Origin of the sequence: Pseudomonas sp. SORGH_AS_0211 (assembly GCF_031453455.1) — a bacterium.
In the GTDB taxonomy this organism is placed as follows: Bacteria; Pseudomonadota; Gammaproteobacteria; order Pseudomonadales; family Pseudomonadaceae; genus Chryseomonas; species Chryseomonas aestiva.
In genome coordinates this window covers 197697-211839 of the sequence record NZ_JAVIZV010000001.1, presented here as the reverse complement: position 1 = coordinate 211839, position 14143 = coordinate 197697, and the positions used below count along the sequence as shown (strand labels likewise).

The window sequence follows — 14143 nt, the reverse complement described above, 5'->3', positions numbered from 1 at the left end:
GGGAAGCGAACATCAGGAAGGGGTATGGACCCGGCCGAGCATGCGGACCAGGGTGCCGTCGCGGTCGACGAAATGGTGCTTGAGTGCGGCCAGGATGTGCAGACCGGCCAGGACGATCAGCGTCCAGGCGAACCAGAGGTGGATCTTGCCGGCGGTATCGGCCTGATCCGGCAGGCCGCTCAGGATCGCCGGGACGTTGAACCAGCCGAACACATCGATGGCCACGCCATCGGCGGTGGAGATCAGGTAGCCAGCCACCATCACGGTGAGCATCAGCCCATAGAGCAGGAAGTGCCCGGCACCCGCGGCGCGGCGTACCAGGGGGCTGCCCTCCACCGGCGGCGGCGGACTGACCAGGCGCCAGAGCAGGCGCAGCACCAGGGCGATCAGCAAGAGGATGCCGGCGCTCTTATGCAGTTCGGGGGCGGTGTGGTACCAGGTGTCGTAGTAGTCCAGGGTGCGCATCCACAGGCCGGAGGCGAACATGGCGACGATCGCCAGGGCCATGACCCAATGCAGAACCAGACTTACCAGACCGTAGCGAAGGCCATCGTTGCGCCAGTGCATCGCTTTTATCTCCTGAAAAAGCTTTGCCTAAGCCTAGCCGCAAACGTATCGATGGAAAGCGAAAAAAGTATCGAATCAATATCGAAGGAATCGATGGATCGGACGGCACGCGAAGGCCCCGTCCGCTCCGGCCCAGACGCTGCGCGATGGCAGCGCCCGAGCCTAGGCCGGGATCAGAACGACCAGTGGAACAGCTTCCAGAAGAAGCCGTGCTCGCCACTGTCCTTGGCCGGCGCAGCTGCGGCAGCCTTGGGCGCGGAGGTCGGCTGGGCAGCGGTCTTGGCACTGGCCACGACCGGCACCACGGCCTTGCCGGCCTTGAGGTCGCGGACCTGACCGGCAGCGCGCTGACCGCTGGCCAGGGCGCCTTCCAGGGTGCCCGGATGCAGCGGATCGGTGTGCTCGCCGGCGAAGATCACCCGGCCGGCGGGCTTTTCCCACAGCCGCCAGTAGCGGGTGATCTGGCCCGGACCATAGGCCAGATAGGCACCGCCCACGCCCGGATCGCGGCTGTAGCGGCGGACCTCGTAGCCGGAGAAGGCCCCGCGCGCCTTGGGATAGAAGGCGTGGAAGCGGATCAGCACCTGGTCGACCATCTGCTTGTCGCCAAAGGCCTGCACCAGACGCGCGCTGTCACCGGCCAGGTTGACCAGCACATTGGCGCCGCCCTTGACGTCCGGCTCCACCCACAGCATGCCCAGGCCCTGGTCGCTGTAGATTTCGCCACTCATGCGCGACTTGCTGTCCCACACCGGGGTCTTGAACTTGAGCAGGATCTGGTCGCGCCAGCCATAGGTGGTGCCCTTGATCGCCGCCTGCTGAGTAGCATCCAGCGCCGGGGTCATCTGCACCTGGCCGAGGGCGCGCAGCGGCACCGCCATCACCACGTAGTCGGCCTTGTAGCCGGTGGCACCGGCCTTGACCACGACACCGTCCTTGTCCTGGACGATGCTGGAGACCTTGTTGTCAGTCTTGATCGTCTTGATCTGCTTGACGAAGGCCTGGGCCAGGACGTCGCTGCCACCGGGCAGACGGGAGGCGCGCAGGTCCTTGTCCTCGACGCCGCGATAGACGCGGGTCTGCTGGGCCAGATAGAGCAGCGACAGCCGCGAGGGCTCGTCGTAGCGGACGCGGATGCGCTGGTTGATCAGCTGGCGGGCCACCGGCGGCAGGTTCTGCTTGTCCAGCCAGGTGGCGGCGTTGATCTGGTCGAGGGCGTGCAGGGTCGGGGTGGCGGTCGGCTGCAGCGGATCGCTGATGGCGGCGGCCAGGTCGTCCAGGGACTTGTCGACGCGCTTGAGGGCATCGGCCACGGCCGGCATCTTCTGCGCCAGGTCTTCCTGGGAATAGTACTGGCCTTCGATCAGATAGCCCGGGGTGCGCACGAAGGACGGCGCGTCCACGGTCTTGAGCTTGAAGGTGTCCAGGTAGTGGTTGAGCACCGGCTGGGCCTTGGTGTCGCCGATCCATTCGCTGGAGGCGAGACCGGAACGACCGCCGACGCGCGCGCCGGCTTCCAGCAGGGTCACGTTCCAGCCGGCCTGCTGCAGTTCATAGGCCGAGGCCAGGCCGGCCATGCCGGCACCGACCACGATCACCGAGGGACCACTCGGCGCGACGGGTGCCGCGGCAGCCTTTTCCGGCGCCTTGTGCGTCTCCTTATGGGCCTTCTCGGCAGCACCTGCGCTCAGGCTGGTAGCGAATACGCCGGCTGCCAAGCAGACGGTAAAACCTGTCCAACGCGACGACATCTTTTCTAGACTCCTGGGACCGGGAAACGGCGGTGGCGCAGCATACGCCAGCGGCCCCTGAGCCACTAGCTGCCGCCACGACCGGCAATCGGCCCGCGCCTTGCTCCCGTCGCGCGCCCTGGCTTAGGCTTGCGCCCCCTTTTTCTCGCCAGGCCCGCCGCCAGGAGACGCCAATGACCAATCACGACTGGATGCGCCGTGACCTGGAGGTGCTCTGGCACCCCTGCACCCAGATGAAGGATCACGAGCAACTGCCGGTGATCCCGATCCGCCGCGGCGAAGGCGTCTGGCTGGAGGACTTCGACGGCAAGCGCTACCTGGATGCCGTCAGTTCCTGGTGGGTCAATGTCTTCGGCCACGCCAATCCGCGCATCAACGACCGCATCAAGGCCCAGGTCGACCAGCTGGAGCACGTCATCCTCGCCGGCTTCAGCCACCAGCCGGTGATCGAGTTGTCCGAGCGCCTGGTCGCCCTGACCCCGGCCGGCCTCGACCGGGTGTTCTATGCCGACAACGGCTCCTCGTGCATCGAGGTGGCGCTGAAGATGAGCTACCACTACTGGCGCAACGTGGGCCAGCCGGAAAAGCGCCGCTTCGTCACCCTGACCAACAGCTACCACGGCGAGACGGTGGCGGCCATGTCGGTGGGTGACGTGGCGCTGTTCACCGAGACCTACCAGGGCCTCTTGCTGGACACCCTCAAGGTGCCCAGTCCCGATTGCTACCTGCGTCCCGAGGGCATGGACTGGGAAGCGCATTCGCGGCAGATGTTCGCGCACATGGAGCGCACCCTGGCCGAGCACCATGCCAGCGTCGCCGCGGTCATCGTCGAGCCGCTGATCCAGGGCGCCACCGGCATGCGCATGTACCATCCGGTCTATCTGCGCCTCCTGCGCGAGGCCTGCGACCGCTATGGCGTGCACCTGATCCACGACGAGATCGCCGTGGGCTTCGGTCGCACCGGCACGATGTTCGCCTGTGAACAGGCCGGCATCCGCCCGGATTTCCTCTGCCTGTCCAAGGCCCTCACCGGCGGCTACCTGCCGCTGGCCGCCTGCCTGACCACCGATGCGGTCTACCAGGCCTTCTACGACGACTACCACACGCTGCGCGCCTTCCTGCACTCGCACAGCTACACCGGCAATCCGCTGGCCTGCGCTGCCGCCCTGGCGACCCTGGACATCTTCGCCCAGGACGACGTCATCGAGGCCAACAAGCCCCTGGCCCGACGCATGGCCGAGGCCACCGCGCACCTGGTCGATCATCCCCACGTCGGCGAGGTACGCCAGACCGGCATGGCCCTGGCCATCGAGATGAGCGCCGACAAGGCCCGCCGCACGCCCTACCCCTGGCAGGAGCGCCGCGGCCTCGCCGTCTATCAGCACGCCCTCTCCCGTGGCGCCCTGTTGCGGCCCCTGGGCAACGTGGTCTACTTCCTGCCGCCCTATGTCATCACCCCCGAGCAGATCGACTTCCTCGCCGAGGTGGCGAGCGAAGGCATCGACCTCGCCACCCGTACCTCGGTCAGCGTCGCCCTGAGCGACCTGCACCCCAACCACCGCGATCCCGGCTGATCTGGAGTCCGCCATGCGTCTCACCCGCTGCCACCTCGACCTGCCCCTGGCCCTCGGCCACCTCGACCTGCCCGAGGCCCAGGCCCACTACCTGGGCCGCGTGCTGCGCCTGGCGCCGGGGGATGCCGTGCAACTGTTCGACGGCAGTGGCCGGGAATACCTCGGCCAGGTCGTTGCGGTGGGCAAGAAGACCCTCAGCGTCGACCTGACCGAGGAACTGCCCGGCCAACCCGATTCGCCGCTGCGGATCCACCTCGGCCAGGGCCTGTCCCGCGGCGAGCGCATGGACTGGGCGATCCAGAAGGCCACCGAACTGGGCGTGGCCGAGATCACCCCGCTGGTCAGCGAACGCTGCGAGGTGCGCCTCAAGGACGAGCGCGCCGACAAGCGCCTGCAGCACTGGCGCCAGGTGGCCATCAGCGCCTGCGAACAGTGCGGTCGCTCCACGGTGCCGCTGATCCATCCGCCGCAGCTGCTGGCCGACTGGCAGGCCGGGCTGGACGCCGACCTCAAGCTGGTCCTGCACCCGGTGGCCGCCGCCCTGGAAAGCCATGCCCGGCCCACCCGCCTGGCCCTGCTGATCGGCCCGGAAGGCGGCCTGAGCGAGGCCGAAGTCACGGCCGCCCGCGCCGCCGGTTTCCAGCCGGCCCGCCTGGGGCCGCGGGTGCTGCGCACCGAGACCGCGCCGGTGGTGGCCCTGAGCGTGGCCCAGCAACTCTGGGGTGATTTCCAGACCCCTTGATCTGCCCCGCGGGCCGCTGTCCTCGGCGGTCCGTCCCTTCCCCACGGATAGTTTTGGAGCCCCGGATGACCCTGCCCTCTCGCCCTTACGCCGCCTTCCTGTTCGACATGGACGGCACCCTGCTCACCAGCGTGGCATCCGCCGAACGCGCCTGGAGCACCTGGGCACTCGGCCACGGCCTCGATCCGGCGGACGTCCTCGCCGTGATGCACGGGGTGCGGGCGGTGGAAACGGTGAAACGCTTCGCCCCGGCGGGTGCGGACATCGACGCCGAGACCCGCGCCATCACCGAACTGGAGATCGCCGATGTCGCCGACATCCAGGAGATCCCCGGCGCGGCAGCCTTCCTCGCCAGTCTGCCAGCCGGCAGCTGGGCGCTGGTCACCTCGGCCTCGCGCCGGCTGGCGGAAGTGCGGCTCGCCGCGGCCGGCATGGCCCTGCCGCCAGTGATGATCTGCGCCGAAGACGTCACCCAGGGCAAGCCCGCGCCGGACTGCTTCCTGGCGGGTGCGCGCAAGCTGGGGGTGGCGATCGGCGACTGTCTGGTGTTCGAGGATGCCCACGCCGGCTTTGCCGCGGCCAAGGCCGCCGGCGCCGATGCGGTAGCCATCACCGCCACCCATCGCCAGCCACTGGAGCTGGGCCTGCCGACCCTGGCGGACTACCGCGGAGTTGCTGTCAGCCTGGATGAAAACGGCGGGATGCGCCTGACCCGGAAGGACTAGGGTGGTGTTCAAGAAGTTCGTGCACGAATTGGCGAGCGATTTTTGGGCTTGGGCCAGGCGCCGCGACGAGTCATAGCAGGGCTATGGCGAGGAGTGGCAACGCCGCCCAGGACGAAAAATCATCGCCGAAATTGTGCAGTCAACGTCTGAAGCACCACGCTAGAACACGCCTGCAGCGGCCAGCCGTTCTTCCACGCCGATCAGATCGGGAATGCGCGCCGTGCCGCCTTCGTAGGCCACGGCGCCCAGCTCCAGGGCGGCCAGGGGCACCTCGGCGGCGACCAGCTCGGGGGTGATGCGCAACGAGCGCGGAATGCTGCGGATCAGCAGGGCCAGGAAGCGCACCCGCTCACGCCCGCCCAGGGCGTTGAGGATGGCCACCCGCGCATGGCGATCGCCATCGAATTGCGCGGCACTGCCGCTGGACAGCGCCTCGAAACTGATCAGCGGCAGGCGCAGATCGCGCCAGGCGACCTGGCCCAGGCACCAATCCGGCTGCACCGGCAGCGGCCGGATCTCGCGGCAGGGCACCAGCTCGGCGACCGCCGCGTTGGGCAGCAGCAGGGTACGATCGGCCAGGGTCAGCAGCAGACCGGTCAGGTGTTCGGCGGGAGCGGCGGTCGACATGGGTAATTCCTTTAGCTTCGCTGCTCGGCCAGGCGCGCCACCAGGGCTTCGGCCAGGCCGCGGGGATCGGCGGTAAGGGTCGCGAGACCCGATTCGCGCAGGCTTTCCGGCATGCTCGGGACGATGCAGGTGCTCGCCGACTGGGTCCAGAGCGTGCCACCGCGACGCCGCACATAGGCCGCCGAGGCGGTGCCGTCGTTGCCCATGCCGCTGAAGACGATGACCCCGCAGCGCGCGCCGAAGTGCTGCGCCAGGTTGAGCATCATCTGGCTGATCGACGGCGTATAGGGCTCGGGCCAGGCGCGCTCGACGATGTCCAGGGCACCTAAGGCGCGAAAGGTCAGTTCCTGCTGGGTCGGCACCACCACCACCTCGCCGCAGCGCACCGGCTCACCCGGGCGCGCGCCCTGGATATGCCACTGACTGTGCCGGCCGACCGCGCGCAGCAGGCTGGCGGCAAAGCCGTCGCCGATATGCTGGGCATAGAGGAAGCCGACCGGCAGACCACCCGGCAGGGCGTCGAGAAAGGCCTTCACCGCCGCCGGACCGCCCAGGGAGGCAGCCAGCAACCAGACCTCGGGGGCCGGATCGCCGGCTGGCAGCGGCAGATTGGCTAGGGGTTCCGGCAGGGTCAGGCGCGGCGGTCGCGGCTGGTCCTGCAGCAGGGTCTCCAGCGCCGGGCCGACCGCCGCCACCGGATCGCCGATCAGCCGCTTGAGCTTGCCGATCAGGCGCTTCTCCCATTGCGTGAAGGGGTTGGTGAAACGCTCTGGGGCCTGGCCTTCACCGAACAGGATGGGCACCTCGGCGCCCTCCAGCAGTGCGTCCACCAGCGGCGACTCCTCCGTCTGGCTCAGATCGATCAGCCACAGGTCGGTCGCTACCGTGGGCCAGGCCGCTTCGTCGAAACGCTCCGGATCGCTGTTGAGGACGACGTGATAGCCATTGTCGGCCAGCACCTGCTGCAGCACGTGGCGCTGCAGCGGACTGTCGGCCAGGATGGCGACGCGGGCGGTGTGCATCTCAGTCATCTTGCCTGACCAACCGATGGATGTGGGCCAGGAGTTCGCTCTCCTGGTAGGGCTTGCCCAGGTATTCGTTCACGCCTAGGCTCAGCGCCCGCTCGCGGTGCTTTTCCCCGGTCCGGGAGGTGATCATCACGATCGGTAGGTCCTTGAGGCGCGCGTCATGGCGCACCAGGGTCGCCACCTCGAAGCCGTCCATGCGTGGCATCTCGATGTCCAGCAGCAGGATGTCCGGCTGCCGCTCCTGCAACTGGGCGATGGCATCCACCCCGTCCTTGGCGGTGAAGACCTCCATGCCGTGGCGTTCCAGCAGGCGACTGGTGACCTTGCGCACCGTGACCGAATCGTCCACCACCATGACCAGCGCCGGCCGGGTGACCTCGGCCACCGTGGCCGGACCCTGCGCCAGGCGGGCGAGCTCTTCGCCGCTGGCGCCCTGGCTGCGGATCATCGCCAGGAGGTCGAGAATCACCACCACGCGCCCGTCCCCCAGCAGGGTGGCACCGGACAGACCCGGTACCCCGGCGAATTGCGGACCGAGGCTCTTCACCACGATCTCCCGCGAGCCGGCCACCGCATCCACCTGCACGGCCACCGCGTATTCGGCGGAACGCACCAGCACCACTGGCAGCGGCAGACTCTGGCCGCTCAGCTTGGGCTGCTGGCCGTTGTTGAGCAGATGCCCCAGGTAGCGCAGGTCATAGTGCTGGCCGCCATATTCGAAGGTCGTCGCCCCCGGGCGGTAATAGCGCTCGAGATCGGCCGCGGTCACCCGCACGATGCCCTCGATGGTGTTCAGCGGCACGGCATAGAGGTCATCGCCGGCATGCACCATCAGCGCGCGGTTCACCGACACGGTGAACGGCAGGCGGATGGTGAAGCGCGTCCCCTCGCCCGCCACGCTGTGGATGTCCATGTTGCCGCCGAGTTGCTTCACCTCCTGGTGCACCACGTCCATGCCCACGCCACGCCCGGAAATCTGGGTGACGGTCGGCGCCGTGGAGAAACCGGATTCGAGGATGAATTGCAGCAGCTCCTGATCGGTGAGTTGCGCGTCTTCCGCCATCAGGCCGCGCTCGATGGCCTTGCGGCGCACCGCGGCCAGGTCGATGCCACGGCCGTCATCGGCCAGGGTCAGAATGATGTCGCCGCCTTCACGGCGCAGATCCAGGCTGATCACGCCCTCGGCCGGCTTGCCGGCGCGCTGGCGTCCGGCGGCGTCCTCGACCCCGTGGTCGATGGCGTTGCGCAGCATGTGCTCCAGCGGCGGAATGATCCGCTCCAGCACCGTGCGGTCCAGCTCGCCTTCGGCGTTGCCGACCCGCAGTTCGATCGGCTTGTCCAGTTCGGCGCTGACCTGGCGTACCACCCGGTGCAGCCGCGGCACCATGCGCTCGAAAGGCACCATGCGGGTCTGCATGAGGCTTTCCTGCAACTCGGTGTTGACCCGCGCCTGCTGCAGCAGCAGGGTCTCGGCATCGCGATTGCGCTGGCCCAGGGTGTTCTTCAGATCCAGGAGGTCGGAAGCCGATTCGAACAGCGCCCGGGACAGCTGCTGCAGCTGGGAATAGCGATCCAGCTCCAGGGGGTCGAAATCCTCGTAGCCGGCACGATCCACGTCTTCGTGGTGGCGACTGATGATCTGCGCCTGGGTCTCGGTATCCAGCCGGCGCAGCTGATCGCGGACCCGCTCGATGGTGGCTTCCATCTCGCCGAGGGTGGTACCGATGTCGCTGACCTGCTGTTCGACGCGACCGCGGAAGATCGAGGTCTCGCCGGCCAGGTTGACCAGCTGCTCCAGCAACGCGGCCGGCACCCGCACCAGCTCCTGGGAGGAACGCCGCTGCGCCGCCTGCTGACGAACCTGCTGCAGGCGCTGCACGAAGGGCAACGGCGCAACCACCGTCGCTGGCGTCTCGGCCGCCACCATGACGGGTGCCGCGATGTCCTGCTCAGGCGATATGGCGAGCGGGCTCGCGACGACGGACTCGGCGTCCGGGCCTGGCGTCTCGCTCTCCCCGGCCAGGTCCGCGGCCGCTGGCCGCTCAGGCGCGATCGCGGCTTCGGCTTCGGCTTCGGCTTCGGCTTCGGCTTCGGCCGGCTCGACCGGCACCGGGGCGGCGGCCGGCAGTGCCAGCTGAGCCACCGCCAGCTGCAGTCCGTCGACCCCCTGGGTCGCCAGAGCGCGTATCCGCTCGCGGTCGCCCTCGCTCAACCCCACGGCGAGCGAGCGCAATTCCGCCAGTTGCTGTTCCAGGTCATGGGCCTGCTCACCCAGGCCGTGCAGACCGGCCAGGCGCGCCCCCCCCTTGAGGGTATGCAGGCAGCGCAGCAACTCGTCCACCGCCACGTCGGGCGCGGCCGGCCAGTCCGCCAGGGCCTCGTCCATGCTGACCAGCAGGTCCTGGGCTTCCTCCATGAAGATTTCGAGGATTTCGGCATCGGTGTCGGCGTCGAAGACCGGTGCGGCGACCACGGGCGCGGCCGTCACGCTGGCCGTCAGCGGCTCGCCGCGGTAGTCACGCAAGGCCTCGACCAGGTCGGCGGCCGGCGCCGGGGCCTGCCCCCGGGCCAGTACTTCGAGTTGCTCGTGCAGGCGGTCGTGGCAGCGCTGCAGCAGGCTGCCCAGGTCGGCACCGGGCTTGATCCGTCCCCGCGCCAGCCCCTCGTAGAAGGCCTCCAGGGCATGGGCCAGATCGCCGATGGCATCCACCTCGGCCAGACGCGCACCGCCCTTGAGGGTGTGCAGGTCGCGCAGCAGGGACTCCAGTTCGAGACTGTTGTGCGGTTCGGCTTCCCAGGCGCGCAGCGAGGTCGCCATGCTGTCGAGCAGGTCGCGACTCTCTTCGATGTAGATGGCCAGCAACTCGGCGTCGGGCCCCTCGTCCGCCTCCGGCGCGGCGGCCAGGGGCGGCGGCGCCCACAGCGGCGACTCGGCATCCGTCGGCTGGTCCGCGATAGCTTCGCCGAGCTCGGGCTCGCTCGGGGCAGACCCGGCGGCGTCCGACCCCGGCCGTTCATCGAGCTGACCGGTACGGATGCGCTGCAGGCGCTCCACCTGCTCGGCGTGCTCACTCACCGGGTCACCCGCCGCCAGCTCTTCGAGCTGCGCGGCAAGGCAGCCATGGGCGTCACGCAGGGGGTTGGCCAGTTCGGCGCCACCGGCGAGACGGCCATCGAGCAGGCCTTCATAGATGGCGTCCAGCTCCGTCGCCAGATGCGCGACCGGCATCACCCCGGCGAGATGGGCGCCGCCCTTGAGGGTATGCAGATCGCGCTGCAGGGTGCCGAGGTGGAAGCGCTGCTGCGGCTCCACCAGCCAACGCTTCAGTGCCCGGTCGGCGCTGTCCAGCAGGTCCTGGGCTTCCTCGAGGAAGATCAGCTGCATCTCCGGATCGACCGGCTCGGGCTCGACCGCGACGGCATCCGCCGGCTCGCTGTCCACCAACGGCGGCAGCGGCTCTTCCGACGGCTCCGGCGACTCCAGATCAGGCTCGGCTTCGGCTTCGGCTTCGGCTTCGGCTTCGGCTTCGGCTTCGGCTTCGGCTTCGGCTTCGGCTTCGGCTTCGGCTTCGGCTTCGGCGGGCAGTTCGACGTCCAGCGCCAGCTCGGGTGCGACCGGCGTGGCCGTTGCCGGATCGAAGAGGTCTTCGGGTTCGGGCTCGGCCAGCAGGGTGGTGGCCGCCATGGGCAACCCGGCGAGAATGCCGGCCAGCAGGCCGCGCAGGCCCTGGATCCGCTCCTCGCTCGGCGTGGCCCGCATGCCACCGGCCAGCTGGTTGAGCATGCTGATCAGGGCTTCCTGGGCCTCTGCCGTTTCGCGGAAGAAGGCGTCGTCGGCGGGCAGCGAACCGCTCGCCGCGGCGGCATAGACCACCTGCAGCGCTTCAGCAAGTTGCTCGACATCGGCCAGTCCAACCCGGGCGGCCCCATCGGCAAAGGTATTCAGGCGCTCGGCCAGCAGATCCGGGCAGGCCGCCTGGTCACCACCGGTCCGCCAGGCATGCAGGCGCTCATCGGCCTCCAGCAGCAGGTCCATTCCCGGCATCAGGAAATCGGTCAGCCGCAGGATGTCACGCTGCTCCGGCAGCGGCGCCTCGGGCAGCGGCAACTGGGGATCCAGCTCCTCCAGCAGCGCTTCGCAGGACGAGATGACTTCCGGCGCGCCTGCCAGCGGCGTTGCCAGCGCCCCTTCGTCGAGTTCGCCCAGTCGCCGCTCCAGCAACTCGGCACCCCGGGCCAGCAAGGCGCACTCGGATTCGGCGAAGGCGACATGGGCGAGCTTGTATTCCTTGGCCAGCCGTTCCAGGGCGGATGCCAGCTCGGCCATCGGCGAGCTGCCTGCCATATGGGCACTGCCCTTGAGGGTGTGCAGGGCACGCAGCAGATTGTCGGAGACCGGCTGGGCACTGCCGGCTTCGGACTGCTCGAGAAAGCGGCGCACGGTTTCCAGGTGCGCCTGGGCCTCGGTGCGGAAGATATCCAGCAGCTGGGTATCGGCTTCGGCGGCGACGGGTGCCGCGACCTCAGGCTCAAGCCCCTCCGCTTCGGGGGGCGTCGCCGGCGCGGAGGCGGCTGTGCTGCCCGGTGGGGTACGCTCGGGCAAGGCTTCGTTACGGGCTAACGCATGAGCGGCGTGGGCCAACCAGTCGACGTCGTCGCGCTGCCGCTGCCGATTCTCGGCGTACTCCTCGACCAGCTCCGGCAGCAGGGCGCAGGTCTGCTCGACCACCGTCTGCAGGGCGGCGCTGTGGGCGACGCTGTGGTCCAGGCGGCGATTGAAGAGATTTTCCAGGGCCCAGGCCAATTCGCCGATGACCAGTGCCTGGACCATGCGGCCACTGCCCTTGAGGGTGTGAAAATTGCGCCGCAATTCACTCAGCGCGGTGCGCTGCTCGGGTTCGGCCTCCCAGATCGGCAGCCAGCGTTCCAGCTCCGCCTGGACCTCGCCGGCCTCTTCGATAAAGACCTCGCGCAGTTCGTCCTCGACCGGCTCGGCGTCGGCCGCGGGTGGCAGCAGCGCTTGCGGCACCTGCGCCGCCGGAGGATTGATGGGATTGACCGGCGCGGCCAAGACCTCGGCGATCGCATCGGCATCGGCGGTCGCCAGCGACAGGCTGTCCGCCTCGCTGTCGGCCGGCAGCTCCCGGGGTTCCTCGTGCGCGGGCGCGGTCTCGCCAAGCGGCTCGTCATCCGCCCCCTCGGCGTCTGCGTCTGCGTCTGCGTCCAGAAGATCGGCGGTCAGCGGCGCTTCCGCTGCGATTGGCTCGAGTTCGTCGGGGGCAGCTTCGCCAGCCGCTACAGGCTCCTCGACCGGCAGGGCGATGAGTTCCAGCACCTCTTCGGCCATCGGCTCCGCAACCAGGGGCTGGTCTTCCGGCAGATCCCGGGCCGGCGCGATCTCGCTGGAGGCCAGGGGCGCTGCCGCCGCCTCGCCGTCGCCAGCCGCCCTGGGCGGATAGCCGAGGGCGATGAGACTCTCGTCGGCGATGTCGAGGATCATGTCGTGGGGCGTGGAGGGATCTTCCGCCAGGCGTTCCAGGTAGTACTCGACGCTGGTGATGGCGTCGGCCAGGGTGTCCAGGCTCTGCCAGTCCGGCACGGCCTGCTTGCCCAGCAGTTGCTGGCAGATGTAGTCGTTGGCCGCCTGCACCTGGGCCGCGGCCCGTTCCAGCGGGATCATCGCCAGGCCGCCACGGACCTGGGTCAGCAACAGGGGCACCGATTCCAGGTGGACATGGTTCCACTGGGAGGCGATGAACTCGATGATGGCGTCCTTGGATTGCTCCAGGCCATTGCGCGCCTCGCGCACCACCACCCGGTGCAACTGATCGATGTCGGTGGTGGGCAGCCGGCTCTCTTCGGCATCGCCCACCTCGTTGCCGCTGACCATGCCGGCCAGGGTGGCTTCGACATAGAGCAGCGCCCCGGCAATATCCATCAGGGCGGCGTCGCTGGCCTCGCGCACGCCCTCGGCCAGTTCGGCGACGGCTTCGTGCTGTTCGAGCACCACCTTGCGCGGCTGACCGAAGCCCAGCACCGCCAGGGTATCGGCGATCTGCTTGAGCGGGGCCAGCAGGCCACGCAGGCTGGCGGGCTGCTGGCGATCGCTGCGCACGAACAGGTCCAGGCTGTCCTTGATCTGCACCAGCTCTTCGCACAGCGCGGTCACCACCGAGCGCATGGCTTCGCGATCCGGACCGACGATGCGCGAGCGCTCGAAGCCCACCAGCTCGGCATCCGGCAGGGCCTCATCGAGGCGATAGTGCGCCTTGAGCGCGGCGATGCGCGGACTCTGCACCGGCGCCTTGGCCAGGTAGAACAGCAGATTCTTCAGCAGATCGGCCGGTGCCGGCTGGTTGAGGGTGGTCACCCCATCGCTGATGAGCCGCTTGAGTTCGCGATCCAGTTGCCGCAACAGGCCGCGGATCGAACTGCTGTTGTCCAGCTCGCCGGCCTGCAGCAACTCGGTGAGGCCTGCCGCCACCGGCCAGAGCGCGCCGAAGGGCGAACCGGCGCAGAGCTGGTCCAGGCGCTCGAAGACCCGCAGCAGGTAATCCAGGTGCAGCTGGACATCGCGGTCGCGGAACAGTCCGACCTGAGCGCCCTGCAGCGCCTGGCGCAACTTGCGCAGGCGCGGCAGCCAGTCCGGCGCGGCGCGATCGGCCAGTTCGGCGTCGCTCAGCGACAGCGGCGTGGCGGAGAGATCCGGCGAGAACAGGCTGGTCTCGGAGAGCAGCTTCTCGCCGCGCGCCGAACGCAGGTCGTTGAGCAGCGGCAGGATGGCCAGAGGCAGATCGCGACGGGCCTCGAGGACCCGATCCAGATAGGGCGGTACCTGCAGGATGGCCTGCATCAGCACTTCCAGCGCCTCGTCGGAGCTGTTCACCCGCTCTTCGTGAAGAGCCTGCAACAGCAGCTCCATCTCCTCGGCGAGCAGCGCGGCGCCGTAGAACTCCACCATCTGCAAGGTGCCGTAGACCTGATGCACATAGGTCCGGCAGAAACCCAGGCGGCTACGGTCGTGCGGATTGTCGACGAACGCCTCGAGCGCCTTGCGGGCCTGCTGCAAGGTTTCGGCGATCTCGCCCTTGACCCACTCGAGAGCTACGTAGTCGTGTCGATCGATCAT

The 14143-nt window shown here is 68.7% G+C and carries 8 protein-coding genes; 3 read left to right on the top strand and 5 right to left on the bottom strand.

Annotation, left to right across the window (positions count from 1 at the left end; genetic code table 11):
• Positions 1 to 12 precede the first annotated feature (12 nt).
• Together QE393_RS00980 and QE393_RS00975 are read right to left on the bottom strand one after the other, a co-directional pair.
• Complete coding sequence (locus tag QE393_RS00980; RefSeq protein WP_273810098.1) at positions 13 to 567, bottom strand: cytochrome b; 555 nt, start codon at positions 565 to 567, stop codon at positions 13 to 15.
• A gap of 173 nt (positions 568 to 740) precedes the next feature.
• Entirely contained in the window at positions 741 to 2318 is a 1578-nt protein-coding gene (locus tag QE393_RS00975; RefSeq protein ID WP_310041655.1) for an FAD-dependent oxidoreductase, read from the bottom strand.
• Positions 2319 to 2491: 173 nt separating this feature from the next.
• On the opposite strand from QE393_RS00975, the gene QE393_RS00970 reads away from it, so the two are divergent.
• From QE393_RS00970 to QE393_RS00960, 3 genes are all read left to right on the top strand, one after another.
• On the top strand, positions 2492 to 3892 hold the full coding sequence (locus tag QE393_RS00970) for an adenosylmethionine--8-amino-7-oxononanoate transaminase (protein WP_273810100.1): 1401 nt from the start codon (positions 2492 to 2494) through the stop codon (positions 3890 to 3892).
• 13 nt (positions 3893 to 3905) lie between these two features.
• Complete coding sequence (locus QE393_RS00965; RefSeq protein ID WP_310041651.1) at positions 3906 to 4634, top strand: 16S rRNA (uracil(1498)-N(3))-methyltransferase; 729 nt, start codon at positions 3906 to 3908, stop codon at positions 4632 to 4634.
• Between the two features lie 65 nt (positions 4635 to 4699).
• A complete protein-coding gene (locus QE393_RS00960) occupies positions 4700 to 5359 on the top strand; it encodes an HAD-IA family hydrolase (RefSeq protein WP_310041650.1) in 660 nt (219 codons plus the stop codon).
• A 159-nt stretch (positions 5360 to 5518) separates the two neighbouring features.
• Here QE393_RS00960 and QE393_RS00955 read toward each other — a convergent pair whose 3' ends face one another.
• From QE393_RS00955 to QE393_RS00945, 3 genes are read right to left on the bottom strand one after another with little or no spacing between them, the layout of a single operon-like run.
• Entirely contained in the window at positions 5519 to 5986 is a 468-nt protein-coding gene (locus QE393_RS00955; RefSeq protein WP_007161686.1) for a chemotaxis protein CheW, read from the bottom strand.
• Between the two features lie 11 nt (positions 5987 to 5997).
• On the bottom strand, positions 5998 to 7017 hold the full coding sequence (locus tag QE393_RS00950) for a chemotaxis protein CheB (protein ID WP_310041648.1): 1020 nt from the start codon (positions 7015 to 7017) through the stop codon (positions 5998 to 6000).
• A complete protein-coding gene (locus QE393_RS00945; protein ID WP_310041645.1) occupies positions 7010 to 14143 on the bottom strand; it encodes an Hpt domain-containing protein in 7134 nt (2377 codons plus the stop codon). Before QE393_RS00945 ends, QE393_RS00950 begins: the two co-directional genes overlap by 8 nt.